Origin of the sequence: Citrobacter sp. H12-3-2 (genome assembly GCF_009649895.1) — a bacterium.
Classification (GTDB): Bacteria; Pseudomonadota; Gammaproteobacteria; order Enterobacterales; family Enterobacteriaceae; genus Citrobacter; species Citrobacter portucalensis.
The window spans coordinates 375611-401984 of record NZ_CP045837.1 but is presented as its reverse complement, the minus strand read 5'-3'; the positions used below and the strand labels follow the sequence as shown (position 1 = coordinate 401984).

The 26374-nt window shown below is 52.5% G+C and carries 29 protein-coding genes and 1 pseudogene; 9 read left to right on the top strand and 21 right to left on the bottom strand.

The features are described 5' to 3' along the window. Positions 1 to 2 precede the first annotated feature (2 nt). Positions 3 to 632 (bottom strand): 50S ribosomal protein L3, encoded by a 630-nt coding sequence (rplC, locus tag GHC22_RS01880; protein WP_003031117.1) that lies wholly within the window; start codon positions 630 to 632, stop codon positions 3 to 5. A 32-nt stretch (positions 633 to 664) separates the two neighbouring features. Further along, on the bottom strand, positions 665 to 976 hold the full coding sequence (gene rpsJ, locus GHC22_RS01875) for a 30S ribosomal protein S10 (protein WP_001181005.1): 312 nt from the start codon (positions 974 to 976) through the stop codon (positions 665 to 667). Between the two features lie 379 nt (positions 977 to 1355). Between rpsJ and GHC22_RS01870 the strand changes: the two genes are divergently transcribed. Beyond that, positions 1356 to 1823, top strand: coding sequence for an A24 family peptidase (locus GHC22_RS01870; protein WP_153752123.1), 468 nt, complete (start codon positions 1356 to 1358; stop codon positions 1821 to 1823). Here the strand turns inward: GHC22_RS01870 and bfr are convergent. The 11 genes from bfr to fkpA all read right to left on the bottom strand — a co-directional run bounded on the left by bfr (position 1820) and on the right by fkpA (position 10027). Further along, complete coding sequence (gene bfr, locus GHC22_RS01865; protein WP_003827773.1) at positions 1820 to 2296, bottom strand: bacterioferritin; 477 nt, start codon at positions 2294 to 2296, stop codon at positions 1820 to 1822. The two genes, GHC22_RS01870 and bfr, sit on opposite strands and share 4 nt — an antisense overlap. A 71-nt stretch (positions 2297 to 2367) precedes the next feature. After that, positions 2368 to 2562, bottom strand: coding sequence for a bacterioferritin-associated ferredoxin (gene bfd, locus GHC22_RS01860; protein WP_003031111.1), 195 nt, complete (start codon positions 2560 to 2562; stop codon positions 2368 to 2370). A 185-nt stretch (positions 2563 to 2747) separates the two neighbouring features. Then, positions 2748 to 3932: an elongation factor Tu gene (gene tuf / locus GHC22_RS01855; protein ID WP_003031109.1), complete on the bottom strand. Its 1185-nt coding sequence runs from the start codon at positions 3930 to 3932 to the stop codon at positions 2748 to 2750. A gap of 69 nt (positions 3933 to 4001) precedes the next feature. Then, a complete protein-coding gene (fusA, locus tag GHC22_RS01850) occupies positions 4002 to 6116 on the bottom strand; it encodes an elongation factor G (RefSeq protein WP_003023659.1) in 2115 nt (704 codons plus the stop codon). Between the two features lie 96 nt (positions 6117 to 6212). Further along, a complete protein-coding gene (rpsG, locus tag GHC22_RS01845; RefSeq protein WP_003023657.1) occupies positions 6213 to 6683 on the bottom strand; it encodes a 30S ribosomal protein S7 in 471 nt (156 codons plus the stop codon). Between the two features lie 95 nt (positions 6684 to 6778). Further along, entirely contained in the window at positions 6779 to 7153 is a 375-nt protein-coding gene (gene rpsL / locus GHC22_RS01840; protein WP_003023654.1) for a 30S ribosomal protein S12, read from the bottom strand. A 125-nt stretch (positions 7154 to 7278) separates the two neighbouring features. Continuing rightward, positions 7279 to 7566 carry a sulfurtransferase complex subunit TusB gene (tusB, locus tag GHC22_RS01835; RefSeq protein ID WP_008786292.1) on the bottom strand — a complete coding sequence of 96 codons (288 nt, stop codon included), beginning with the start codon at positions 7564 to 7566 and terminating at the stop codon, positions 7279 to 7281. Between the two features lie 7 nt (positions 7567 to 7573). After that, entirely contained in the window at positions 7574 to 7933 is a 360-nt protein-coding gene (gene tusC / locus GHC22_RS01830; RefSeq protein ID WP_003827771.1) for a sulfurtransferase complex subunit TusC, read from the bottom strand. Beyond that, positions 7933 to 8319 (bottom strand): sulfurtransferase complex subunit TusD, encoded by a 387-nt coding sequence (gene tusD, locus GHC22_RS01825; RefSeq protein WP_153752122.1) that lies wholly within the window; start codon positions 8317 to 8319, stop codon positions 7933 to 7935. The genes tusC and tusD overlap by 1 nt, the downstream gene beginning before the upstream one ends. Continuing rightward, the gene (locus GHC22_RS01820) at positions 8319 to 9041 is read right to left on the bottom strand and encodes a transcriptional regulator (protein ID WP_003023643.1); all 723 of its coding nucleotides are present in this window, start codon (positions 9039 to 9041) and stop codon (positions 8319 to 8321) included. The genes tusD and GHC22_RS01820 overlap by 1 nt, the downstream gene beginning before the upstream one ends. A gap of 167 nt (positions 9042 to 9208) precedes the next feature. Further along, on the bottom strand, positions 9209 to 10027 hold the full coding sequence (fkpA, locus tag GHC22_RS01815; RefSeq protein ID WP_153752120.1) for an FKBP-type peptidyl-prolyl cis-trans isomerase: 819 nt from the start codon (positions 10025 to 10027) through the stop codon (positions 9209 to 9211). Between the two features lie 232 nt (positions 10028 to 10259). Between fkpA and GHC22_RS01810 the strand changes: the two genes are divergently transcribed. After that, entirely contained in the window at positions 10260 to 10478 is a 219-nt protein-coding gene (locus GHC22_RS01810; protein WP_003023639.1) for a protein SlyX, read from the top strand. A 112-nt stretch (positions 10479 to 10590) separates the two neighbouring features. On the opposite strand, the gene slyD is transcribed toward GHC22_RS01810, so the two are convergent. The 4 genes from slyD to kefG form a co-directional block, all read right to left on the bottom strand. Then, positions 10591 to 11190 (bottom strand): peptidylprolyl isomerase, encoded by a 600-nt coding sequence (slyD, locus tag GHC22_RS01805; protein WP_153752118.1) that lies wholly within the window; start codon positions 11188 to 11190, stop codon positions 10591 to 10593. A gap of 94 nt (positions 11191 to 11284) precedes the next feature. Continuing rightward, entirely contained in the window at positions 11285 to 11485 is a 201-nt protein-coding gene (locus GHC22_RS01800; RefSeq protein WP_003023632.1) for a YheV family putative zinc ribbon protein, read from the bottom strand. Between the two features lie 9 nt (positions 11486 to 11494). Next, positions 11495 to 13300, bottom strand: coding sequence for a glutathione-regulated potassium-efflux system protein KefB (kefB, locus tag GHC22_RS01795; protein ID WP_153752116.1), 1806 nt, complete (start codon positions 13298 to 13300; stop codon positions 11495 to 11497). Next, positions 13300 to 13851, bottom strand: a complete 552-nt coding sequence (kefG, locus tag GHC22_RS01790; RefSeq protein WP_003023629.1) for a glutathione-regulated potassium-efflux system ancillary protein KefG — start codon at positions 13849 to 13851, stop codon at positions 13300 to 13302. Before kefG ends, kefB begins: the two co-directional genes overlap by 1 nt. Before the next feature lie 132 nt (positions 13852 to 13983). Between kefG and GHC22_RS01785 the strand changes: the two genes are divergently transcribed. Further along, positions 13984 to 15885: an ABC transporter ATP-binding protein gene (locus GHC22_RS01785; protein ID WP_153752114.1), complete on the top strand. Its 1902-nt coding sequence runs from the start codon at positions 13984 to 13986 to the stop codon at positions 15883 to 15885. A 52-nt stretch (positions 15886 to 15937) separates the two neighbouring features. Here GHC22_RS01785 and GHC22_RS01780 read toward each other — a convergent pair whose 3' ends face one another. Together GHC22_RS01780 and prs are read right to left on the bottom strand one after the other, a co-directional pair. Next, positions 15938 to 17428, bottom strand: coding sequence for a nicotinate phosphoribosyltransferase (locus tag GHC22_RS01780; protein ID WP_153752113.1), 1491 nt, complete (start codon positions 17426 to 17428; stop codon positions 15938 to 15940). 14 nt (positions 17429 to 17442) lie between these two features. After that, positions 17443 to 18303: a ribose-phosphate diphosphokinase gene (gene prs, locus GHC22_RS01775; RefSeq protein ID WP_153752111.1), complete on the bottom strand. Its 861-nt coding sequence runs from the start codon at positions 18301 to 18303 to the stop codon at positions 17443 to 17445. 191 nt (positions 18304 to 18494) lie between these two features. On the opposite strand from prs, the gene GHC22_RS01770 reads away from it, so the two are divergent. The 4 genes and pseudogenes from GHC22_RS01770 (at position 18495) to GHC22_RS01755 (ending at position 21456) form a co-directional block, all read left to right on the top strand. Beyond that, complete coding sequence (locus GHC22_RS01770) at positions 18495 to 19214, top strand: NUDIX domain-containing protein (protein ID WP_008786298.1); 720 nt, start codon at positions 18495 to 18497, stop codon at positions 19212 to 19214. 35 nt (positions 19215 to 19249) lie between these two features. After that, positions 19250 to 20318 (top strand): annotated as a pseudogene (locus GHC22_RS01765) (hydrolase). Then, on the top strand, positions 20315 to 20533 hold the full coding sequence (locus tag GHC22_RS01760; protein ID WP_003023615.1) for a YheU family protein: 219 nt from the start codon (positions 20315 to 20317) through the stop codon (positions 20531 to 20533). The pseudogene GHC22_RS01765 and the gene GHC22_RS01760 overlap by 4 nt, the downstream one beginning before the upstream one ends. 53 nt (positions 20534 to 20586) lie before the next feature. Next, positions 20587 to 21456, top strand: coding sequence for a phosphoribulokinase (locus GHC22_RS01755; protein ID WP_008786301.1), 870 nt, complete (start codon positions 20587 to 20589; stop codon positions 21454 to 21456). Between the two features lie 93 nt (positions 21457 to 21549). Here GHC22_RS01755 and GHC22_RS01750 read toward each other — a convergent pair whose 3' ends face one another. Then, complete coding sequence (locus tag GHC22_RS01750; protein ID WP_003827750.1) at positions 21550 to 21957, bottom strand: OsmC family protein; 408 nt, start codon at positions 21955 to 21957, stop codon at positions 21550 to 21552. A 308-nt stretch (positions 21958 to 22265) separates the two neighbouring features. Here GHC22_RS01750 and crp point away from each other — a divergent pair, with 308 nt between their 5' ends. Both crp and GHC22_RS01740 read left to right on the top strand, forming a co-directional pair. Next, on the top strand, positions 22266 to 22898 hold the full coding sequence (gene crp, locus GHC22_RS01745) for a cAMP-activated global transcriptional regulator CRP (RefSeq protein WP_000242758.1): 633 nt from the start codon (positions 22266 to 22268) through the stop codon (positions 22896 to 22898). 51 nt (positions 22899 to 22949) lie between these two features. Beyond that, positions 22950 to 25037: a YccS/YhfK family putative transporter gene (locus GHC22_RS01740; protein ID WP_008786302.1), complete on the top strand. Its 2088-nt coding sequence runs from the start codon at positions 22950 to 22952 to the stop codon at positions 25035 to 25037. Between the two features lie 90 nt (positions 25038 to 25127). On the opposite strand, the gene GHC22_RS01735 is transcribed toward GHC22_RS01740, so the two are convergent. Next, entirely contained in the window at positions 25128 to 26345 is a 1218-nt protein-coding gene (locus GHC22_RS01735) for an aspartate aminotransferase family protein (RefSeq protein WP_008786303.1), read from the bottom strand. Between the last annotated feature and the right edge of the window lie 29 nt (positions 26346 to 26374).

The following is a 26374-nucleotide window of genomic DNA, read 5'->3' as shown; positions in this document are numbered from 1 at the left end:
CCTTACGCCTTCACAGCTGGTTTAACGATCAGGTCGCAACCGGTCGCACCCGGAACACCACCTTTAACCAGCAGCAGGTTGCGCTCAGCGTCAACACGTACTACGTCCAGGCTCTGAACGGTTACACGTTCGTTGCCCAGCTGACCTGCCATTTTCTTGCCTTTGAACACTTTGCCCGGAGTCTGGTTCTGACCGATAGAACCCGGAACGCGGTGAGACAAGGAGTTACCGTGAGTAGCGTCCTGGGTACGGAAGTTCCAGCGCTTAACGGTACCAGCGAAACCTTTACCTTTAGAGGTACCGGTTACGTCAACTTTTTTAACGTCAGCAAACAGTTCAACGCTAATGTTCTGACCAACGGTGTATTCTTCACCATCTGCCAGACGGAATTCCCACAGGCCGCGGCCAGCTTCTACGCCAGCTTTAGCAAAGTGGCCAGCTTCCGGCTTAGTTACGCGGTTAGCTTTTTTAGCACCGGTGGTAACCTGAACAGCGCGATAGCCATCGTTAGCCAGATCTTTAACCTGAGTAACGCGGTTTGCTTCAACTTCGATAACGGTTACTGGGATAGATACGCCATCTTCAGTGAAGATGCGGGTCATACCCACTTTTTTACCGACTAAACCAATCATTGTATCAACCTCTCAATCGCTCGATGACCTGATTAACCCAGGCTGATCTGCACGTCTACACCGGCAGCCAGGTCCAGACGCATCAGAGCATCAACGGTTTTTTCAGTTGGCTCAACGATGTCAACCAGACGCTTGTGAGTACGGATCTCGTACTGATCACGCGCGTCTTTGTTGACGTGCGGGGAGATCAGAACGGTGAAACGCTCTTTGCGGGTCGGCAGCGGGATCGGACCACGAACCTGCGCACCAGTGCGCTTGGCAGTCTCGACGATTTCCGCGGTTGATTGATCGATCAGACGATGATCAAACGCTTTCAAACGGATACGGATTCTTTGGTTCTGCATGAGACCAGAGCTCCAATTATTTTATAGACGAAATAGTTACTCCTCAAACCCATTACGATTGATGGGAGAGTGTAACCGTTCTTACAGAGTTCCCCGATTGGGAACATTGTCTGGTATTGCTTTCGCAGTACCGGTGGCTCATATCGAACCGCTGTCAATATTAGACAAGCCCGCGCATTATACGTAAATCTCAGTCTTAAGCAAGTGCCGCGTAGAAATTAATCACTCGTTCACCAATGTGGCGCTCCTTCCATTCTGATTGTAAGTCCTGTGATGCAACGCGTTTTACGTGGAAGAGAGCATCCATAACCCACATCCCGGGCTTGTAGGGCCGCCGGGTTTACCTGAAGGTAAACTCTTTACCAGATAAGGCTTGCCCATGTATATCGACCTCCCCTTTCTGTTGATTTATGTTTCGCTATCAGGGTTGCTCTTAGTCCATGACCTACGTACCGGGTTGCTGCCCGACAAATTTACCTGCCCTCTTTTGTGGGGCGGTCTTATTTATCATCAGTGCTGCAGACCTGCACAGTTATCCGACGCGCTTTGGGGTGCTGTAGCGGGCTATGGGGTATTTGCTTTGTTCTACTGGGGGTATCGTTTGATATGCCGACAGGAAGGGTTAGGCTTTGGCGACGTCAAATTTCTTGCCGCGCTAGGCGCATGGCATCGCTGGGAATCATTACCACTTTTGGTTTTACTTGCCGCGGGTATGGCATGTTGCCTCAACGGGATTTCCTGCGTCCGTTACGGGAAACAGGTACTAAAAAACCCGCTGCCATTTGGGCCATATCTGGCGGCTGCGGGTTTTGTTATTGGCCTGGTAAGTATGATACAGGGCGGTTAGTCACTGACTTTAATTTGCGATTGCAGATAATTTTGTAAGCCAAGTTTTGCAATCAGGTCCAGCTCGGTTTCAAGCCAGTCAATATGCCCTTCTTCTTCAGTCAGGATCTCAATCATCATATCCCGGCTGACATAATCATGAACGCTATCGGCATAGGCAATGGCTTCACGTAAGTCTTTAGCACCATCGAGTTCGAGTCGAAGATCGGATTGCAGCATCTCTTCAACGTCTTCGCCAATACCCAACTTGCCAAGATCCTGCAAGTTCGGGATCCCTTCTAAGAATAAAATACGCTCGATATATTTATCAGCGTGTTTCATCTCATCGATAGATTCATGGTACTCAACATCATTGAGGCGAGTCAGTCCCCAGTTTTTAAACATACGAGCATGGAGAAAATACTGGTTGATCGCGACAAGCTCATTTCCCAATAGTTTATTGAGATAATTTATGATTTTAACATCACCTTTCATTTTATAGTCCCTCCGCTTCCACTCTTAGAGCGTAGATGGGGCTACAGGGATGTCAAAAAAAAGAGTGTGACTTAGGCGATCTCTTTAAATTCTGGCATTTGCGTTAATTCATCCTGCATGACTTCGCGGGCAGCACGAATGCACTTACCGCATTGATTTCCAACAGGAATAAATTTACGTAATTGCTGAAAAGACTGAGGATGAAACTGGCGAACAGCCTGACGTATTTTTTTATCACTTATCGCATTACACAAACAAACGTACATGATCGCTCCCGTTCAATTTCTGCGCAAAGTGTAAATGAGAATAGTTATGATTACAATAGCACAACGCGATTTACGCAGAGGGAGAATGAATAAAAAATGCGAATAAATATGACAACGACTAAATTGCAGGTAGCAAAAAGGGCGCCGAAGCGCCCTTTTTAAGCTCAAAGCTAATTAATCAATAATTAGCTCATTACTTTGGCAACAACGCCCGCACCAACAGTACGGCCGCCTTCACGGATTGCGAAACGCAGACCGTCGTCCATCGCGATCGGGTGGATCAGGGTAACAACCATTTTGATGTTGTCGCCCGGCATTACCATCTCTACGCCTTCTGGCAGTTCGATGGTACCAGTCACGTCAGTAGTACGGAAGTAGAACTGCGGACGGTAGCCTTTGAAGAACGGAGTATGACGGCCGCCTTCGTCTTTGGACAGAATGTACACTTCAGATTCGAACTTGGTGTGCGGCTTGATAGAGCCCGGCTTAGCCAGTACCTGACCACGTTCGATTTCTTCACGTTTGATACCACGCAGCAGAACACCAACGTTCTCACCAGCACGGCCTTCGTCCAGCAGTTTGCGGAACATTTCAACGCCAGTACAGGTAGACTTAGCAGTCTCTTTGATACCAACGATTTCAACTTCTTCACCAACTTTGATGATACCGCGTTCTACACGACCGGTAACAACGGTACCACGACCGGAGATGGAGAATACGTCTTCGATAGGCAGCAGGAACGGCTTGTCAATCGCACGCTCTGGTTCTGGGATGTAAGAATCCAGGAAGCCAGCCAGTTCGATGATTTTCGCTTCCCACTCTGCTTCGCCTTCCAGCGCTTTCAGAGCAGAACCACGAACGATCGGAGTGTCGTCGCCCGGGAAATCGTACTGAGACAGAAGTTCACGAACTTCCATTTCTACCAGTTCCAGCAGCTCTTCGTCATCAACCATGTCGCATTTGTTCAGGAACACGATGATGTACGGAACGCCTACCTGACGACCCAGCAGGATGTGCTCACGAGTCTGCGGCATCGGGCCGTCAGTCGCAGCAACAACCAGGATTGCGCCGTCCATCTGCGCAGCACCGGTGATCATGTTTTTAACATAGTCGGCGTGGCCCGGGCAGTCTACGTGTGCGTAGTGGCGAGTCGGGGTGTCATATTCAACGTGAGAAGTGTTGATGGTGATACCACGAGCTTTTTCTTCCGGCGCGTTATCGATCTGGTCGAATGCACGAGCAGCACCGCCGTAGGTTTTAGCCAGTACGGTAGTGATTGCAGCGGTCAGGGTAGTTTTACCGTGGTCAACGTGGCCGATGGTGCCGACGTTAACGTGCGGTTTTGTACGTTCAAATTTTTCTTTAGACACGGCTATATTCCTTACTATAGTGCTCTCCCCTATGGAGAGAGCACGGGACTTAGGTTTTAATCCTGTGGATTATTTACCACGGGCTTCAATAACGGCCTGAGCAACGTTGTTCGGCGCATCGTCGTACTTCAGGAACTCCATGGAGTAAGAAGCACGGCCTTTGGTCAGAGAACGCAGCTGGGTTGCATATCCGAACATTTCAGACAGCGGAACTTCAGCATGGATAACAACGCCAGTGACGTTGGATTCCTGACCACGAAGCATACCACGACGGCGGCTCAAGTCACCGATTACGTCACCGGTGTTCTCTTCCGGAGTCTCTACTTCAACCTTCATGATAGGCTCAAGCAGAACTGGTTTCGCTTTCTTAAAGCCATCTTTGAAGGCGATAGAAGCGGCCAGTTTAAACGCCAGCTCAGAGGAGTCAACGTCATGGTAAGAACCGAAGTGCAGACGCACGCCCAGATCAACAACCGGGTAACCAGCCAGCGGGCCAGATTTCAGCTGTTCCTGGATGCCTTTATCAACGGCCGGGATGTATTCGCCAGGAATTACACCACCTTTGATGTCGTTGATGAACTCGTAGCCTTTCGGGTTTGAACCCGGCTCCAGCGGGTACATGTCGATAACAACATGACCGTACTGACCGCGACCACCAGACTGCTTAGCGTGTTTACCTTCGATATCGGTAACTTTCGCGCGAATCGCTTCACGGTAAGCAACCTGAGGTTTACCGACGTTCGCTTCAACGTTGAATTCACGCTTCATACGGTCAACGATGATGTCGAGGTGCAGCTCACCCATACCAGCGATAATGGTCTGGTTAGATTCTTCGTCAGTCCATACGCGGAATGACGGGTCTTCTTTAGCCAGACGGCCCAGAGCCAGACCCATTTTTTCCTGGTCAGCTTTGGTTTTCGGTTCTACCGCGATGGAAATTACCGGCTCAGGGAATTCCATACGTTCCAGAATGATCGGGTGATCCGGGTCACACAGAGTGTCACCAGTGGTCACGTCTTTCAGACCGATTGCAGCAGCGATATCGCCCGCGCGAACTTCTTTGATCTCTTCACGTTTGTTAGCGTGCATCTGTACGATACGGCCGAAACGTTCACGTGCAGTTTTCACGGAGTTCAGGATGGTGTCACCGGAGTTAACCACACCAGAGTACACGCGGAAGAAGGTCAGGTTACCCACGAACGGGTCAGTAGCGATTTTGAATGCCAGAGCAGCAAACGGCTCGTCATCGCTAGCATGACGCTCAGCAGGAGTATCTTTACCGTCGTCCAGAATACCGTTGATCGCAGGTACGTCTACTGGGGATGGCAGGTAATCAATTACCGCATCCAGCATCGCCTGAACACCTTTGTTCTTGAACGCAGAACCACAGGTTACCAGGATGATTTCGTTGTTCAGAACACGCTGACGCAGAGCTTTTTTGATCTCTTCTTCAGTCAGTTCTTCACCACCCAGGTATTTCTCCATCAGCTCTTCTGAAGCTTCTGCAGCGGACTCGATCAGATTCTGGTGCCATTCTTCAGCCAGTTCCTGCATGTCAGCCGGGATATCTTCATAAGTGAAGGTTACGCCTGCATCTTCTTCGTTCCAGTTGATGGCTTTCATTTTCACCAGGTCAACAACACCGGTGAACGCTTCTTCAGCGCCAATTGCCAGCTGCAGCGGAACAGGGTTCGCGCCCAGACGGGTTTTGATCTGACCAACAACTTTCAGGAAGTTCGCACCCATACGGTCCATTTTGTTAACGAACGCAATGCGCGGAACTTTATATTTGTTTGCCTGACGCCATACGGTTTCAGACTGAGGCTGAACACCACCAACTGCGCAGTAAACCATTACTGCACCATCAAGCACACGCATGGAACGTTCTACTTCGATAGTGAAGTCAACGTGCCCCGGGGTGTCGATGATGTTTACGCGATGCGGTTCATACTGCTTAGCCATACCAGACCAGAATGCAGTAGTCGCTGCGGAGGTGATAGTAATACCACGTTCCTGCTCCTGCTCCATCCAGTCCATGGTGGCTGCGCCGTCATGAACTTCACCGATTTTATGGTTTACACCGGTGTAGAACAGAATACGTTCGGTAGTAGTGGTTTTACCGGCGTCGATGTGCGCACTGATACCGATGTTACGGTAGCGCGCGATGGGTGTTGTACGAGCCATTTGATTCCTCGTTTATCTTTTAGGCGTTCAATTTAAGTAGCCCAAAGCGGGCTGCTTACTAGAAGCGCCCGCCTGGTGACTAAAACTCCGAAGGGATTACCAACGGTAGTGTGCGAACGCCTTGTTGGCTTCTGCCATACGGTGAACGTCTTCACGTTTCTTAACTGCAGTACCTTTGTTTTCTGCAGCATCAGAAAGTTCGTTCGCCAGGCGCAGAGCCATGGATTTATCACCGCGTTTACGAGCAGCTTCAACGATCCAACGCATTGCCAGAGCATTACGACGGACCGGACGGACTTCAACTGGTACCTGATAAGTAGAACCACCAACGCGGCGAGACTTAACTTCGACAGTCGGGCGCACGTTTTCGAGAGCTACTTCGAAAGCTTCCAGTTCGTTTTTACCAGAACGCTGAGCCAGGGTCTCCAGCGCGCTGTATACGATAGTTTCGGCAGTAGATTTTTTACCATCTACCATCAGGATATTTACAAATTTAGCCAGCAGTTCTGATCCGAACTTCGGATCCGGCAGAATTTTACGCTGACCAATGACGCGACGACGTGGCATGGAAATACTCCGTTGTTAATTCAGGATTGTCCAAAACTCTAAGAGTTTAGTTTGACATTAATATAAAACGTTTGGCCTTACTTAACGGAGAACCATTAAGCCTTAGGACGTTTCACGCCATACTTGGAGCGTGATTGCTTACGGTCTTTAACGCCGGAGCAGTCAAGCGCACCACGAACGGTGTGGTAACGAACACCCGGGAGGTCTTTTACACGACCGCCACGAATCAGGATCACGGAGTGCTCCTGCAGGTTGTGACCTTCACCACCGATGTAGGAAGTCACTTCAAAACCGTTAGTCAGACGAACACGGCAAACTTTACGCAGTGCGGAGTTCGGTTTTTTAGGAGTGGTAGTATATACACGAGTACATACGCCACGTTTCTGCGGGCATGCTTCCAGCGCAGGCACGTTGCTTTTTGCAACTTTGCGTGCACGTGGTTTGCGTACCAGCTGGTTAACTGTTGCCATTAAATAGCTCCTGGTTTTAGCTTTTGCTTCGTAAACACGTAATAAAACGACCTCATACAATATGAGGACGCAGAATTTTAGGTCGGTGTCGAAAAGGTGTCAAGAAATATACAACGATCCCACAATTACCAGGACATCTGGCTGGGATGCTTCACCGTAAGTCTGACGAAGTCAGTATAGCTAACCCTGACGACACTGTCTGAAATTTGACCACTCAAACCGCGAGCCTTAATGTCTTCTTCCAGTACATAGACCTTAATGGAGGCATTTTGCAGACTTTCAAGGAAACGGCTGCCTTCGATTGCCGCCGTCACGCCATCCTGGAGCAATAAAAGCTCATCGTCTTTATCTACCAGGCGAAGAAGAGAGGAGAAATCGGTAAGCCACGCGGAGCGATGTAGTGTGTGCAGCATGAGAGTCTCAAAACCTTAAAATGACGTCAAAGTTGCCTAACTCACGGCGTAAATCTTCCGGTTCAAGCGCTGTCGCATCGACCACAAAATTAACCCCCTGCTGAAGGCCCCGCTCGCGTAATGAAGCGGCGCACAGCCAACATTGATCGATATCGTACAACCCTAACAGCTTGAAGGTTGCGATATAGTCTCGCGCCAGCACGGCATCCGGTTGTTGTCCCTGGAGGATTTGAAAGACGCCATCGCCGATAAAAAACACGCCGAGGTCTTCCGTTAATGCAGATGTCGCCAGCAATGCATCTAACCCTTCACGGCCAGATGCACTGCCGTGCGGTACGGTAGAAAAGACAAAAGCAACACGTTTCATCAGAACTGCACCACGCGATCGCAGGTCAGGGATGCCTCAGCCAGCGATCCAAGTCCGCTGAGGTTAAAACCTGATTGTAAATTAGCCCCTGCCAGTCCCAGCCGCTTTGCCTCAGTTTCATCAACAATGCCGCGACGCAACGCCGCCGCCACGCAGATATTCAGCGTTACACCATGCTGTTGGTTCAGCTGTTGCCAGGCCCGCACCAGATCATATTCATCACTGGCGGGTGAAGTCAGTAAGTTGGCGTTATATACACCTTCTCGATAGAAAAAGACTCTGCATAACTCATGCCCTTCTTCGAGAAGCGCATGAGCAAATTGCAACGCGCTGCTCGCCTGCTGCGTGCCATAAGCAGGCCCTGTCACCATGATGGCAAAACGCATTACTTGTCTTGCCCCTGGAAATCGCCGCTTTTGAACTGACGAATATAGAGGTAGACCGTATGTTTGGAGATATTCAGCCGATCGGCGACCTGGTTGATGGCATCTTTAATATCGAAGATGCCTTTCTCATATAAATTCAGGACGATCTGGCGGTTCTTCGCGTTGTTGGAAACATTGCGATCGGCATTCACTTCTTCGATCGTGAATTCCAGCGTCTGGGTAACAAGATCTTCCACCGAAGAAGCGAAGTTGACGGCAGAGCCCACTTCCGGGGTTTCCGGTGGGATAAAGGTATTCATTATCTGCGAGAAAGGAACATCAAGGTTCATGTTGATGCACAGCAGACCAATCACGCGATGCTCACGGTTGCGAATGGCAATCGTCACCGACTTCATCAAGACACCGCTTTTCGCACGTGTGAAGTAACACTTCGACACGCTGCTATCCGCACCCGTCATATCATGCAGCATACGCAACGCAAGGTCGGTAATCGGTGAGCCAATTTTACGGCCCGTGTGTTCACCGTTAGCAATGCGGATGGCCGAGCATTTCAAATCCTGCAAAGAGTGCAATACGATTTCACAATGGGAACCAATGAGCATCGCCAACCCGTCCACTACCGCTTCGTAGGATTTGAGGATATCGAAGTCGGTTTGATCGAAAGGACGTTGATCCAGCAAATCTAGCTCACTGGTTTCGTTGGTTAAAAGCGACCTGGACATGAAAAAAAGCACTCCTTTTCAGGAGCCTGTCGTTATGTTGTCAGGGCAGGCTCATCACTATTATAGGGGCATCTAAAGTAATACAGCGCACAAGGCGCTTTCCAGTATTAATTATATCCTGTCGATAATAAAAAACCGCCGCCCTGTGGGCGGCGGTTTCTGTTAGCTTATTTTTTGCTGCTGTCGGCAGCTTTATCTGCCGGTGCAGCATCTGGCTGCGCGTCAGCTTTCGGTGCCGGTTTGATGTCTAACAGTTCAACATCAAAGACCAGCGTAGAGTTGGCCGGAATACCCGGGACGCCCGTTTTGCCGTAAGCCAGATCCGGTGGGATAACCAGCTGGATTTTGCCGCCTTTCTTGATGTTTTTCAGGCCTTCAGTCCAGCCAGGGATGACACCGTCAAGACGGAAAGACAGCGGCTCACCACGGGTGTAGGAGTTATCAAACTCTTTACCATCGATCAGCGTACCTTTGTAGTTAACTACCACGGTATCGCTGTCTTTCGGTGCAGCGCCAGTACCTTCTTTCTCTACTTTGTAGACCAGGCCAGTAGAAGAGGTTTTAACGCCTTTCTCTTTAGCAAATTTCTCGCGGTAAACTTTACCTTTGGCTTCGTTGTCAGCCGCGTCTTTTTCCATTTTCGCCTGAGCGGAGCTCTTCACGCGCGCTTCAAACGCCTGCAGAGTTTGTTCGATTTCCTGGTCAGACAGTTTGCTCTTGTCTGTAAACGCATCCTGAACACCAGCGATCAGCTGATCTTTATCCAGTTTGATGCCCAGTTTTTCCTGCTCTTTCAGAGAGTTTTCCATATAACGACCCAGGGACGCGCCCAGCGCGTAAGCGGCTTTTTGGTCGTCATTCTTGAATGCTGCTTTGCTGTCAGCAGTAGCGGCTGGTTTCGCAGCATCAGCAGCGAAGGTGATCGGGGCATGCAGAGCAACAGCCATTGTGGTCGCCAGCAGCGTTACTTTAAACAGTGATTTCATCCATATCTCCAGGGCCGGGGCATCTCACCCCAGGGTTAGCTAACATAAAAATGTACTATAAAGCGTTGCAGAACAAATCAACATACAGGCACGCCCTATTATCACCACTTTTCAGACTCTTTTTGTTTAAATTAGTTTCGTTACCGAAGATTGAGTGCTGTGCAAACAAGCAAAGTTAAGTAGAATTCGCCGCAGTCCGCGATCTGCCGGAGAAAAAAGAAAGAGGTGAATCATGCAGGATACAACAATGGAAACTCGCCTGGCTGAACTGGAAAGTCGCCTGGCATTTCAGGAGATCACCATTGAAGAGCTCAACGTGACGGTGACCGCGCATGAACTGGAAATGGCCAAACTGCGCGACCATCTGCGTCTGCTGACGGAAAAGCTCAAAGCAACGCAGCCGTCCCACATTGCGTCGCAGTCTGAAGAGACCCCGCCGCCACATTATTGAGACGTAAAAAAAGCGGGGATATCCCCGCTTTTTGTGCCGGATGACGACGTAAACGTCTTATCCGGCCTACGGTAGGCCTGATAAGCGTAGCGCCATCAGGCAATCATACCGATCAGTGGCAACCGCAGCCGCCGCCGTTACCTTTACCGCCACCGCCGCAGCAGCCTTCGCCGCCATGGTCGTGACCGTGGCCGTGACCACCGCAGCAACCGTCATGACCGTGGTCATGATCGTGGTCGTGACCGTGCGCACCGTGAACGTGGCCGTGAGCCAGTTCTTCTTCGGTCGCTTCGCGGATAGCAACAACTTCTACGTTGAATTTCAGATTCTGGCCAGCCAGCATGTGGTTACCGTCAACCACAACGTGGTCGTCTTCCACTTCGGTAATTTCTACCGGTACTGGACCCTGGTCAGTTTCAGCAAGGAAACGCATGCCAACCTGCAGTTCGTCAACGCCCATGAAGACGTCTTTAGGAACGCGCTGCACCAGGTTTTCGTCGTACTGACCGTATGCGTCGTTTGCGCCAACAGCAACATCGAATTTGTCGCCAACTTCATGACCGTCCAGCGCTGTTTCCAGGCCAGAAATCAGGGAACCGTGACCATGCAGGTAGTCCAGCGGTGCACTCACCGGAGACTCATCAACCAACACACCGTCTTCTGTACGTACCTGATAGGCCAGGCTGACCACCAGGTCCTTTGCTACTTTCATGATATCTCCTGAGCATGGAAAGAATAGTGGCGCAGATTGTAGCGGAATTCTGCACCCGTGTACCCTCTAGCTTAAAAAAAGCTGCGCCATATCGCTAGTCCGGATGAAAAATCCCGATCACTTGCTCTTCTTTGCGAACGTGCTCGCGCGCCTCTTTATCTGCTTCCCGCATCTGATGACCGCACTTAACACACTCAACAATATCGATATTATTTTCGCGCCACATCGCCAGCGTATCCTGCGACTGGCAGGACGGACATTTTGCACCTGCGATAAAACGTTTACGAATTGCCATGGTTATCCTCTACTCAAATTCATCCCAGCCATCCAGCTGACGTCGCTCTTGCTGCATCTCTCGTTGGAAAATTTCCTCCAGCTCGCGCCGGGCTTCCCTGGCTCGAGAGATTTGTACCGTATCTGTATGCATGGGGATCAGTTCCCGCAGCATGCGCATATCCAGCCGCCGAAAATGCAGCTGAGCACGCTGAGCCTGGTGCGGATGCATTCCCAGTGTAACCAGCGTTTTACGCCCCAACTCCAGCGCACTGGAGAACGTTTCGCGGGAAAACTGCGTCACACCAGCCTGTAATAACTCATGCGCCTCTACACGTCCGCGCGCTCGCGCAAGAATATGCAAATGAGGAAAATACTGTTGGCACAGTTCCACCAGTTTCATGGTGTCTTCAGGCTCATTACAGGTAATAACAATAGATTGCGCCGCCTCTGCCCCTGCGGAGCGCAACAGTTCCACCTGCGTGGCATCACCGTAATAAACCTTATAGCCATATTTACGCATCAGATTCACCGCGCTGATATCCCGCTCCAAAACGGTAATGCGCATTTTATTGGCCATCAACAGGCGACCAATAACCTGACCAAAACGCCCAAACCCCACCACAATCACCTGCGGTTTATCATCTTCCACCCAGGGTTTTTCGTCTTCCTCATCTATGCCGTTAAACTGGCGGGAGAGCAATTTATCAATCAACTTCATCACCAGCGGCGTAGTCATCATCGACAGCGTGACGGTCACCAGCAGCAACGCCATTTGGTCGCCCTGAAACAGCCGTTGCGAGGATGCCGTTGAAAACAGCACGAAAGCGAATTCACCACCCTGACTTAAAACCCCGGCAAATTGCATCCGTTCAGAGCTTCTCATGCCGTTAAGACGCGCCAGCACATACAACACCAGCATTTTTACGACCACCAGCACGATCACGCTCGCTACCACCCACAGAATATGGGTGTAGAGCACACCGAGGTTGAGCGACATGCCAACGGAGATAAAAAACAGCCCGAGCAACAGGCCTTTAAACGGATCGATTGCCGTTTCCAGCTCATGTCGATATTCGCTTTCCGCCAGCAGCACGCCCGCAATAAACGTTCCCAGCGCCATTGACAGCCCCAGCGCATCCATAAATAGAGCAGACCCCAGCACCAACAGCAGCGTGGCAGCGGTGAACACTTCCCGCACGCCAGAATCCGCAATAAAGCGGAAAACCGGACGCAGCAAATAGCGACCGCCAATCAGCATGCCGGCAAAGGCCAGCACCTTCATTCCCACTTTGATCCAGTCAAAATGTTCGTCAGCAGAACCCGCCAGCAGCGGAACCAGTGCCAGCGCGGGGATCACCGCCAGATCCTGAAACAGCAGTACCGAAAAACCCAGTTGTCCGGATTCACTGCGGTTCATGCCTTTTTCGCGCATCAACTGTAGCGCCATAGCGGTCGATGACATCGCCAGACCAATGCCGCCAACCACTGCCGCCTGCCAGGAGAACGCAGTGAGCATCAATAATCCGGCCAGCACCACCGCGCTCAGCATCACCTGCGCGGCACCGACGCCAAAAATTGAACGCCGCAGTTGCCACAGTTTGGCGGGATTAAGTTCCAGCCCAATGATGAACATCAGAAAGACTACGCCCAGCTCGGAAAAATGCAGGATTTCATCCACATCGCTGATAAATCCTAATCCCCACGGGCCGATAGCAATACCCGCCAGCAAGTAACCCAGCACCGGACCGATACCCAGCTTTGAGGCCAGGGGAACTGCGGCCACCGCCGCGAAGAGGAACAACACTCCCGCTGTCAATAAATCAGAACCTTCCATCAGCGGCCTCCCACAGGGATCGGATTCGCCAGCCAGTCACCATACGCTTTCGCATGGCTGTCCAGCTCCTGCTTCGTTTGCCGTCTGGCCCAGTAAACGATAATTGGGCTCATCCAGTGCATGCGGCACATACCGGCCGTTAGCTCGAAAGGGCGCAGCACATCGCTCATTGGATAACGGTTTAGCGCGTCATAGCGGTAGGCACTTTCCGGTTCTCCGGTAGTGATAACGCTACGCCAGTACTTTCCCGCCAGTTGATTCCCTCCGGGACCGCTGGCAAATCCGCGGCTCAGTACGCGGTCAAGCCATTCCTTTAACAGCGCCGGACAGCTATAGGTATAGAGTGGGTGCTGAAAAACAATCACATCATGCTCACGCAGCAGCGCCTGTTCATGCGGAATATCGATAAAAAAATCAGGATAGTGCGCATAAAGGTCGTGCACGGTAACATTGCTGAGCTGCATGGCCGGTTTAAGCAGAACACGGTTCGCGACCGAGTCCTGAGATTCCGGATGGGCATACAGCAGCAAGACTTTCGCTGGCTGGAACATCATCCCCCTCCCGGTTTTGTCTTTTGTCTATTTTCGACGTTTTGGGCTACCATTGCGCCTCGGTGCGGCAAACGGCCCGCACATTACATTATCATAATGATAAATTAACATAGTCTGAACATACGGCGCCTTATGATTGTTTTCTCATCGTTACAAATTCGTCGCGGCGTGCGCGTCTTGCTGGACAATGCCACGGCCACCATTAATCCAGGGCAGAAGGTTGGCCTGGTGGGTAAAAATGGCTGCGGTAAATCTACCCTGCTGGCATTGCTGAAAAATGAACTCAGCGCCGACGCTGGAGGATTTACCTATCCGGGAAACTGGCAGCTCGCGTGGGTGAATCAGGAAACGCCTGCGTTGCCACAGCCCGCGCTGGAATACGTCATTGACGGCGACCGCGAGTATCGTCAACTGGAAGCGCAGTTGAACGACGCCAACGAACGTAACGATGGACATGCCATTGCCTCCGTCCATGGCAAGCTGGATGCCATCGACGCCTGGACCGTGCGCTCACGCGCCGCCAGCCTGCTGCATGGCCTCGGCTTCTCCAACGAACAGCTTGAGCGCCCGGTCAGCGACTTCTCCGGTGGCTGGCGTATGCGTCTCAACCTGGCCCAGGCGCTGATTTGCCGTTCAGACCTAGTGCTGCTCGATGAACCCACCAACCACCTCGATCTCGACGCGGTGATCTGGCTGGAAAGATGGCTGAAAAGCTATCAGGGTACGCTGATTTTGATCTCCCACGATCGCGACTTCCTCGATCCGGTGGTAGATAAAATTATTCATATCGAACAGCAAACCATGTTCGAGTACACCGGCAACTACAGCGCGTTTGAAATCCAGCGTGCGACCCGCCTCGCACAGCAACAGGCAATGTACGAAAGCCAGCAGGAGCGCGTGGCGCATCTGCAAAGCTATATCGATCGTTTCCGCGCTAAAGCAACGAAAGCGAAGCAGGCACAGAGCCGTATCAAAATGCTGGAACGCATGGAGCTGATTGCCCCAGCGCACGTGGATAACCCGTTCCACTTCAGCTTCCGTGAGCCGGAAAGCCTGCCAAACCCGCTGCTGAAGATGGAAAAGGTCAGCGCTGGCTACGGCGATCGCGTCATTCTCGATTCGATCAAACTGAATCTGGTGCCGGGTTCCCGCATCGGCCTGCTCGGTCGCAACGGTGCGGGTAAATCGACACTGATTAAGCTGCTGGCCGGCGAACTGGCCCCAATCAGCGGTGAGATTGGCCTGGCGAAAGGCATCAAACTGGGCTACTTCGCGCAGCACCAGCTGGAGTTTTTACGCGCCGATGAATCACCCATTCAGCATCTGGCACGCATGGCGCCGCAGGAACTGGAGCAGAAACTGCGTGACTACCTGGGTGGATTCGGCTTCCAGGGCGATAAAGTCAGCGAAGAGACACGCCGCTTCTCCGGTGGCGAAAAAGCGCGTCTGGTACTGGCGTTGATCGTCTGGCAGCGCCCTAACCTGCTGCTGCTCGATGAACCAACCAACCACCTGGACTTGGATATGCGTCAGGCGCTGACCGAGGCGCTGATCGATTTTGAAGGCGCGCTGGTTGTCGTCTCGCACGACCGTCACCTGATCCGCTCCACCACCGACGACCTCTATCTGGTACACGACAAGAAAGTCGAGCCGTTTGATGGCGATTTAGAGGATTATCAGCAGTGGCTGAGCGATGTCCAGAAACAGGAAAACCAGGGCGACGAACCGGCGAAAGAGAGCGTTAACAGCGCCCAGGCGCGTAAAGACCAGAAGCGCCGCGAAGCGGAACTGCGCTCCCTGACGCAGCCGCTGCGTAAAGAGATTACCCGTCTGGAAAAAGAGATGGAGAAACTGCACGCACAGCTGGCGCAGGCGGAAGAAAAACTCGGCGACAGCGAACTGTACGACCAAAGTCGCAAAGCCGAACTTACCGCCTGTTTGCAGCAGCAGGCCAGTGCGAAATCCGGGCTGGAAGAGTGTGAAATGGCCTGGCTGGAGGCTCAGGAACAGCTTGAGCAGATGCTGGCCGAGTAGTCATCATTGCCGGATCCGACGCCAACACGTCTCATCCGGCATTTATGTTGAATTATCCCTGTGTCGCCAGACGCTGGCGAATTTCGTCGAAATGCTCACGGTTAAACAGCTTGCCGTTGAGAAAACGAGTTTTCAGCTCCCCTTCCTGCTCTTGCTCCCAGGTCTGTTCGTCATGCAGACGCAGTTCCCCTTGCTCATCACGTGTGACGCGAAGCAGACCACGGGCTGAACGTTTCAGACCATTATCAGTTTTCGGTTCTTTAAAAATCGTCCGGCCTTTACCGTCGACTTCTCCCCACGTCGCTTTCATCGCAAAACCAAAGGTGTCACGTGTGTTGTATTGATAAGTAAAAGAACCAACGCCAAACACGACGTTTGAACTGGCAAATCCTTTCGCTTCCAGACGACGCAGGATCTCATTCGCTCGCTCAAGGGTGATGGAGTCGCCATAAATCAGTCCGACATGCGGGTCGAGCACCTTGTAACCTTTGGCGTTAATCGTGCCGCCAAAAATCTCCCACAGCACTTCCACGGACCCTTTCTCCTGAGCGGTACGATCGCTGCGGGTATCCTCATCTGCGCCAATACCACACAGGATCTCCACCGGGTTGCCGCTATCCGGACGGAATACCACCCGACCTTCACGCGCCAGAATGATGCTTTTCAGTTCGCGGGTATATTCCGTCAGCACCTGCCAGTAGTCCCAGGTATCAGAGACTATTGATACAAATCCTTGCGGGTAGAGATCGGCAATCAGGCGGCGGAAGGTTTCAATCTCATGCTCGCGCTCACCCATACACATCACGCTGTGTTCGGTAGCCGGAATGCTGGCGCCGATAAAATAGGGCTCGCCGTCGGTGTAGTAATCGCGGGCGTACAGCAGAGATGGAATACTGTCGGTCCCTTTAAAGCTCAACAAATGCCCACTGCCCGCCTGCATGGTGTCCTGTAATCCGGACATACCGCGAAATGAAAAGTCATGGCACTGGAAGTCAAGGTGCGTCAGGTCGCTACAGGTTTGCTCTGCCCAGCGAGCGCAGATTTTGCGGTAGTGGTGAGCTATCGTGGCATTTGTTGACGCCTTCCACAGCTCCGCCGACAGCACGGTCTCCAGGTAATTCACCAGCCAGAAAAACTCGGGTTGGGTGTTGATGATAGTTAAAACCGGTACCGCCATCGGGACTTTGCTGCCTTCATCCAGCGCCTTGATGTGCAGCGGCAGATAGCCCAACTGATGCAGTGCACGAATATGGTCCACCGCCACCACATCTTTGCCCAGATAGCTGTCCATGACCTGTTTGTATTCGCTGACCACCTCGTCTTCCGGGCGGGCAAAGAACGCCTCATTAAACAGGTCGACTAAAAACCACTGCATAAAACCCTGCAGGCCGAAGAATACCAGTTTGCCATCCGCCAACGGCGAGGAGAAAAAGCGATCGCTGCGCGGGGTAAAGTTGGAATACACGCGATGGGTACCCTGCGGATACTGTACGCGATGAGAAACTTTGTAGCCGTCGATAGCCAGAATCGGGTTCATTTTCATAATCAGTCTCTCCCTCAGGCGCGGTAAATCGCGTCAATGTCGATAAGCTCAAGCTGCGGATGTACCAACGCTGGGGCAGCTAAAGAGGTGGTGGTGTAGATCGCGTCAATACCGTTTGCAAACAGGTGATCAACGCCCTTAGAAAAGATACCGTGGGTGACATACAGGCTGACACTGCGGGCGCCAGCATCACGTAACACCTGTGCAGAGCCTATAAACGTACCGCCTGCGTCACACAGATCGTCAACAATCAGCAGATCCCTACCCCTGACGTCTCCGGCCAATAACGCAAATCCCGTCAGGCTGCCGCTTGCCACATCACGTTTTTTGCTCAGGATGGCGTACTGCTCCACACCGGCCACTCTGGCTACGGCATCAATCTTCTTCAGCGATCCCGCATCGGGAGCAACCAGCATCAGCGCGTTTTGCTGAAACAGCCGCGATAATGACGCGCTTTGCATCAGGCAGACCTCCTGGGGGATCGCCACAAAGTTGTCGATTGCAGCCGCCGCCGCATCGCTGTGCGGGTCGAGCACGTTGACCTTGTCAAATTTCAACGTATTGAGCTGACTGGCGAAGACTTTCAGCGCAAAGCTGTCACCCGATACCATATGTCTGTCCTGACGCGCCCACGGCAGCCAGGGAAGGTCGAGATGGCTGACCAGTACATCGGTCTGATGACGTACCGCCTCAACCAGTTGCGCCAGCTGCATAAAATCGTTCATATCGCGCATAGCCGTGGCACGGATGCGCATCAGGCGAGCAAAGGTTGGCAACGCATCGGTGACTTTTAACCAGACAGCACCATCAGGAAAAACACCGCTGGCAACGGCATAGGTCTGGTCGTCCAAAGTTAGTGTCAATTTTATGTTCATCGCGCTCACCTCTTAATTGTGTCCCTTCGACACAATTAATAATGTCCCTGTGACACATATTAAGCAAGCATAAAATGAATTATTTTTAAGCCGTGAGCTAATCCACTGATAAGCAATGAGAAAAAACGAACCTTGCCCCCCGGTGTCGGGCTGGTACACTTGTCAGCGTTACAAATCATCGTGAGTACCTTATGACCACCGAAGCCGACTACCTGAATCAGTACGACGCCAGCCGCTTCCCTTCACCTCTGGTGACGGTAGATAGCGTGTTATTTACCCTGCATCAGCAGGCGCTGTGCGTATTACTGGTCGAGCGGGCAAACCAGCCGCAAAAAGGGCGTTGGGGATTACCCGGCGGCTTTATTGATATCGAAAACGATGATTCAACCCGCGCCACCGCGCTGCGCAAACTCACCGAAAAAACAGGCGTTTCGCCTTCGTGGCTGGAACAACTGGATACCTTTTCTGGCCCTGATCGTGACCCGCGCGGCTGGAGCCTGACGGTCACCTGGTTTGCACTAATCGCCTGGGTAGACTGCGCGCCCCATATCGCCAGCGTCAGCAATGCCCGTTGGGTGCCGGTTGATGAACTGAAAAACTATTCACTCGCGTTTGATCACGAGAAAATCATTACCGCGGCGCTACACCGCTTACGGCAAAAAACGATGTACTCGCTCCTGCCCGTATACTGCTTGCCGGAAACATTTACCCATGGGCAACTGCTCGAAGCCACCGAGGTGATCCTCGGTCAGTCGATCCAGCGTAAAAGTCTGATTCGTCGCTTTGAAGCGTCAGGAATGTTTGAAGATACCGGAGAAAGCGTGGCGACAGGGACGCGTAAAGCCCGCCTGTGGCGACGTAAACCCAACGTCGATTTTCATCTTTTCTCGCGTAACCTGCTGACTGACTAGCGACAAAATCACATATTGGCTAACCCGCACGCGCTGTGCGCGGTATAGTTATTCTTTCCGATTATTAATTGCTCCGGTGTTATGGTTGAAATCACGTCCACAGAAATGACCCCACCTACCGACGATTCGCGAGAATTCCGCCCGATGCGCGGTATCAGTAACCGCCATCTGCAGACGATGCTGCCGCGTTTAATTCGCCGCAAGGTGAAGTTCGACGCCCACTGGCAGCGTCTGGAATTGCCCGACGGTGATTTCGTCGATCTGGCGTGGAGTGAAGATCCGCAACAGGCGAAACACAAACCGCGCCTGGTGGTTTTTCACGGTCTGGAAGGCAGTCTGAACAGCCCCTACGCACATGGCCTGATTGAAGCAGCGCAAAAGCGCGGCTGGCTGGGCGTGGTAATGCATTTTCGCGGTTGCAGCGGCGAACCCAATCGTCTGAACCGCATTTATCACTCCGGTGAAACAGAAGATGGCACCTGGTTTTTACACTGGCTGGAGCGTGAGTTCGGTCGCGTACCGACCGCGGCGGTAGGTTATTCACTCGGTGGAAACATGCTGGCTTGCCTGCTGGCAAAAGAAGGCAACGATATTCCGATAGATGCGGCGGTTATCGTTTCTGCACCTTTCGTGCTGGAAGCCTGTAGCTACCATATGGACAAGGGCTTCTCCCGGGTCTACCAGCGCTACCTGCTCAATCTGTTGAAAGCCAATGCCTCACGGAAGCTTGAAGCTTATCCAGGTTCGTTGCCGGTGAGTCTGGCCCAGTTGAAATCTTTGCGCCGCATTCGCGATTTTGACGATCTAATCACCGCCAAAATCCACGGTTTCGCCGATGCTATAGACTATTACCGCCAGTGCAGCGCCATGCCGTTGCTCAATCGGATCGCCAAACCAACGCTGATTATCCATGCGAAAGACGATCCGTTTATGGATCATCATGTGATCCCGAAACCGGAAAATCTGCCCTCACAGGTGGAGTACCAGCTTACTGAACACGGCGGCCACGTCGGATTTATAGGTGGCACGGTGCGCCGTCCTGAGATGTGGCTGGAATCAAGAATCCCGGACTGGCTGACAACGTATCTGGAGGCATCATCATGATTATCCCCTGGCAAGATATCTCCCCGGACGCGCTGGACAATTTGATTGAAAGCTTTGTCTTGCGCGAAGGCACCGATTATGGTGAACATGAACGCTCGCTCGAACAAAAAGTCGCCGACGTCAAACGCCAACTACAATCAGGTGAAGCCGTGCTGGTGTGGTCTGAACTGCATGAAACGGTCAACATTATGCCGAGGAAGCAGATTCACGAGTAATCCGTAGCCGCCGGCCGACTTTACTATAATTACAACCATTTCATGGAGTTGTTATGTCTGCCAAACATCCGGTGATTGCGGTAACAGGATCCAGCGGCGCGGGGACCACCACCACCAGCCTCGCGTTTCGTAAAATTTTCGCGCAGTTAAATCTGCGCGCCGCCGAGGTGGAAGGTGACAGTTTTCATCGCTATACCCGTCCAGAAATGGACATGGCGATTCGCAAAGCGCGCGATGCCGGGCGGCATATCAGCTATTTTGGCCCCGAAGCTAATGACTTCGGCTTGCTGGAACAAACCTTCATCGAATACGGTCAGACGGGCAAAGGCCAGTCGCGAAAATATCTGCACACTTACGATGAGGCCGTACCATGGAACCAGGTTCCGGGGACATTCACGCCCTGGCAGCCGCTGCCTGAACCGACGGATGTACTGTTCTACGAAGGGCTGCACGGCGGTGTTGTCACCCCGCAGCAAAACGTGGCCCGGCATGTCGATCTGCTGGTTGGCGTGGTACCTATCGTAAACCTGGAATGGATCCAGAAGCTGACCCGCGATACCAGCGAGCGTGGACATTCGCGTGAAGCGGTGATGGACTCGGTGGTACGTTCAATGGACGATTACATCAATTACATCACGCCGCAGTTTTCCCGGACGCATATTAACTTCCAGCGCGTACCGACCGTCGATACCTCCAACCCCTTTGCCGCTAAGAGCATTCCATCACTGGATGAAAGCTTTGTCGTGATTCATTTTCGTAACCTGGAAGGGATCGATTATCCCTGGTTACTGGCCATGCTGCAGGGCTCATTCATTTCCCATATCAATACGTTAGTCGTACCTGGCGGCAAGATGGGTCTGGCGATGGAATTGATTATGCTGCCGCTGGTACAGCGACTGATGGAAGGTAAGAAGATCGAGTGATGTAGTCTTTTGCCGGATGGTGGTTGATGCCTTATCCGGCCTACGCGTTTATATCCTGTAGGCCTGATAAGTGTAACGCCATCAGGCATGGCATCACGCAGCAGCAACCACTTCATAGGAATGGGTAATATTCACTGCCTTTTCCAGCATCAACGCCACGGAGCAGTATTTTTCCGCGGAAAGATCGACGGCGCGGGAGACAGACGCATCTTTCAGATCGTTACCCGTTACGATGAAATGCAGGTTGATGTGGGTAAACAGGCGCGGCGCTTCATCACGACGCTCTGAAGTCAGCTTCACTTCACAGTTGGTCACATCCTGACGACCCTTTTGCAGGATCGATACCACATCAATTGCGCTACAACCGCCAGCAGCCATTAATACCATTTCCATCGGGCTCGGCGCTTTATCACCGGAGTTACCGTCCATCAAAATTTGGTGGCCAGAGGCGGACTCACCGAGGAAGGTTAACCCCTCAACCCACTTTACACGCGCTTGCATATTTCGTAACTCCAATGTTTCAATTTTCCTGACAGATTACGCGCACATAACAATTCTCGCAACGGAAGGCGACCTGCGTCATGCTGAAGCGAGACACCAGGAGACACACGGCGAAAGCTATGCTAAAACAGACGGGATGCTACAGTAATACATTGACGTACTGCATGTATGCAGAGGACATCACATTACAGGCTGCAGTATATTTTTGACAGCCCCTTTCCCAGGTAGCGGGAAGCATATTTTTGCAAACCCAGAGGCAGCGTCGTTTTCTGGCTCTGGAGACAGCTTATAACAGAGGATAACCGCGCATGGTGCTTGGCAAACCGCAAACAGACCCGACTCTCGAATGGTTCTTGTCTCATTGCCATATTCATAAGTACCCATCGAAGAGCACGCTGATTCACCAGGGTGAAAAAGCGGAAACGTTGTATTACATCGTTAAAGGCTCCGTGGCAGTGCTGATCAAAGATGAAGAAGGGAAAGAAATGATCCTTTCTTATCTGAATCAGGGCGATTTTATTGGTGAATTAGGCCTCTTCGAAGAAGGTCAGGAACGTAGCGCCTGGGTACGTGCCAAAACCGCATGTGAAGTCGCTGAAATTTCCTACAAAAAATTTCGCCAATTAATCCAGGTCAACCCGGATATTCTGATGCGCCTGTCTTCTCAGATGGCTCGTCGTCTGCAGGTCACGTCTGAAAAAGTGGGCAACCTTGCCTTCCTCGACGTAACCGGTCGTATCGCGCAGACTCTGCTGAATCTGGCGAAACAGCCTGATGCGATGACCCACCCGGACGGCATGCAGATTAAAATCACCCGTCAGGAAATCGGCCAGATCGTTGGCTGCTCCCGTGAGACCGTCGGTCGTATTCTGAAGATGCTGGAAGATCAGAACCTGATCTCCGCACACGGTAAGACCATCGTCGTCTACGGCACGCGTTAACCCCATCGAAGTGGCGCGTTACCCAGTAATGCGCCACTTTTGTTTACTCCGATGTGGCGAAGACTGATATACCACCCAGAGATCAACTACGCACTACGACAAACGCTGGTGCTATGTTTACCTGTGGCTGTTGGTCTGATCATCGGTCAGCTTCATTTGGGGCTTCTCTTTTCCCTCGTCCCTGCCTGCTGCAACATTGCCGGTCTTGATACCCCGCACAAGCGCTTTTTCAAACGCTTAGTCATTGGTGCATCGCTGTTTGCCGGGTGCAGCTTGATCATGCAGCTACTGCTTGCGCAAACTATACCGCTACCATTGATCCTCACCGGCCTGACGCTGATTCTTGGCGTAACCGCCGAGCTAAGCCCCTTGCATGCGCGATTACTGCCAGCCTCGCTTATCGCGGCGATTTTCACGCTCAGCCTGGCCGGGAATATGCCCGTCTGGGAGCCGCTGCTGATTTACGCGCTGGGCACGTTATGGTACGGCCTGTTCAACTGGTTCTGGTTCTGGATGTGGCGCGAGCAACCGCTCCGTGAATCGCTCAGCTTGCTGTACCGTGAATTAGCCGATTACTGTGAAGCCAAGTACAGCATGCTGACCCAGCATGCCGACCCAGAAAAAGCGCTGCCTCCCCTGCTGGTTCGCCAACAAAAGGCGGTGGATCTGATTACTCAGTGCTATCAGCAAATGCATATGCTGTCGGCACATCACAACAACGAATACAAACGCCTGCTGCGTGCCTTTCAGGAGGCGCTGGATTTACAGGAGCATATTTCCGTTAGCCTCCACCAGCCAGAAGAAGTGCAAAAACTGGTTGAGCGTAGCCACGCGGAGCAGGTAATTCGCTGGAACGCGCGAACCGTCGCCGAACGCCTTCGGGTACTGGCCGATGATATTTTGTATCACCGCTTGCCGACCCGTTTCTCGATGGAAAAGCAGATTGGCACGCTGGAGAAAATCGCCAGGCAGCATCCGGACAATCCGGTGGGGCAATTTTGCTACTGGCACTTCAGCCGTATTGCCCGCGTGCTACGGACCCAGCGCCCGCTATATGCCCGTGACTTAATGGCTGACAAGCAGCGTCGGTTGCCGCTGATCCCTGCCCTGAAAAACTACCTGTCGTTGAAATCCCCAGCGCTGCGCAATGCCGGACGCATCAGCGTTATGTTGAGTATCGCCAGCCTGATGGGCAGCGCCTTACACCTGCCAAAGCCTTACTGGATTTTGATGACAGTCCTGTTTGTTACGCAAAATGGCTACGGGGCGACCCGGGTGCGCATCTTACACCGTTCCGTAGGTACGCTCGTTGGACTGGTTATTGCCGGCGTCACGTTGCACTTTCATATTCCCGAAGGTTTCACGCTGGCGGCCATGCTGCTGATCACCCTGGTGAGCTATCTGATCATCCGTAAAAACTACGGCTGGGCTACCGTCGGTTTTACGGTAACGGCGGTATACACCCTGCAACTGCTGACGCTGAACGGGGAAGAGTTTATCGTGCCGCGGTTTGTCGATACGGTCATTGGCTGCTTAATCGCCTTTGGCGGCACGCTCTGGCTGTGGCCACAGTGGCAGAGCGGTCTGCTGCGTAAAAACGCCCACGATGCGTTAGAAGCCGACCAGGAGGCCATTCGTCTGATCCTCAGCAACGATCCACAGGCCACGCCGCTGGCGTATCAACGCATGCGCGTCAACCAGACGCAAAACACGCTGTTCAACTCGCTGAACCAGGCAATGCAGGAGCCGGGATTTAACTCGCACTACCTTGCAGACATGAAACTGTGGGTCACGCACAGCCAGTTCATCGTTGAACACATCAACGCGATGACCACGCTGGCAAGGGAACATACGATGCTGACGCCGGATTTGGCGCAGCGGTATCTGGAGTCCTGTGAAATTGCACTCCAGCGTTGTCAGCAGCGGCTGGAATATGATGGGCCGGGAAGCTCGGGAGATGTGAATATTCTCGAAGCGCCAGAGATGCTGTCCCATGGTCCGTTAAGCACCCTTGAGCAGCATCTGCAGCGGGTTCTTGGGCATCTGAACACCATGCATACCATTTCGTCGGTAGCATGGCGTCAGCGACCGCACCACGGGATCTGGCTGAGCCGCCGACTACGAGACATGAAAGGTTAAGAGATTTGCCGGATGCGCTACGCTTATCCGGCCTACGAATCACACCTTACCCTGTAGGCCGGATAAGGCGCTCGCGCCGCTATCCGGCAATCAGCCCACCACCTTCGCTACCGCCTGCGCGAAACGCTGCATCCCTTCATCGATATCCGCCTGCTCCACCACCAGCGACGGCGCGAAACGCATTACGTCCGGCCCGGCGTTCAGCACCATCACCCCTTCGTGCGCGGCGGCATAGAGGAAATCGCGCGCCCGGCCTTTAAACTGCGGCTTCAGCTCAGCGCCAATCAGCAGCCCCATCCCGCGAATATCGCTGAAAATGTCGAACTGTTGATCAATCTTGTGCAAATGCTGGACAAACGCCTGACGCCTGGCCTGAATACCTCCCAGCACGTCCGGCGTGTTGATAATATCAAACGCTGCCCCCGCTACCGCGCAGGCCAGCGGGTTACCGCCGTAGGTGGAGCCGTGCGAACCCACGTGGAACGCGGAGGCAATCTCCTGAGTGGTCAACACCGCACTTACCGGGAAGCCGCCACCGAGCGCCTTCGCGCTGGTGAGGATATCCGGCGTCACGCCGTAGTGCATATAGGCAAACAAATCGCCGGTACGCCCCATCCCGCTCTGCACTTCATCAAATACCAACAGCGCCTGGTGCTGGTCACAAAGTTCACGCAAACCTTGCAGGAATTCCGGCGTAGCCGCAGTGACGCCGCCCTCTCCCTGAATAGGCTCAACCACCACCGCGCAGGTGTGATCGTCCATCACCGCTTTGACCGCATGCAGATCGTTAAACGGGACATGGATGATATCCGCCGGTTTTGGCCCAAAGCCGTCGGAGTATTTCGGCTGCCCACCAACGGATACGGTAAACAGCGAACGGCCGTGAAACGCATTATGGAAGGCAATGATTTTGGTTTTGAACGGGCTATGACGCACGCAGGCATAGTGGCGCGCCAGCTTAAAGGCGGTTTCGTTGGCTTCAGTACCGGAGTTCATGAACAGCACGCGCTCGGCAAAGGTCGCATCAATGATTTTACGGCCTAAGCGCAACGCCGGTTCGTTGGTAAAAACGTTGCTGGTATGCCACAGGGTTTCACCCTGGGTTTTTAACGCCTCAACCAATGCCGGATGGCAATGCCCTAACGCGGTCACTGCAATGCCGCCCGCGAAATCAACATACTCTTTGCCCTGTTGATCCCACACTCGACTCCCTTTTCCTTTTACCGGGATAAACTCAGCCGGTGCATAAATCGGCAGAATCACTTCATCGAATGTCGCGCGCGTAATTGCAGTTTGTTCAGTTGCCATGTCATTACCACCCTGTTAAGCAGAAACGC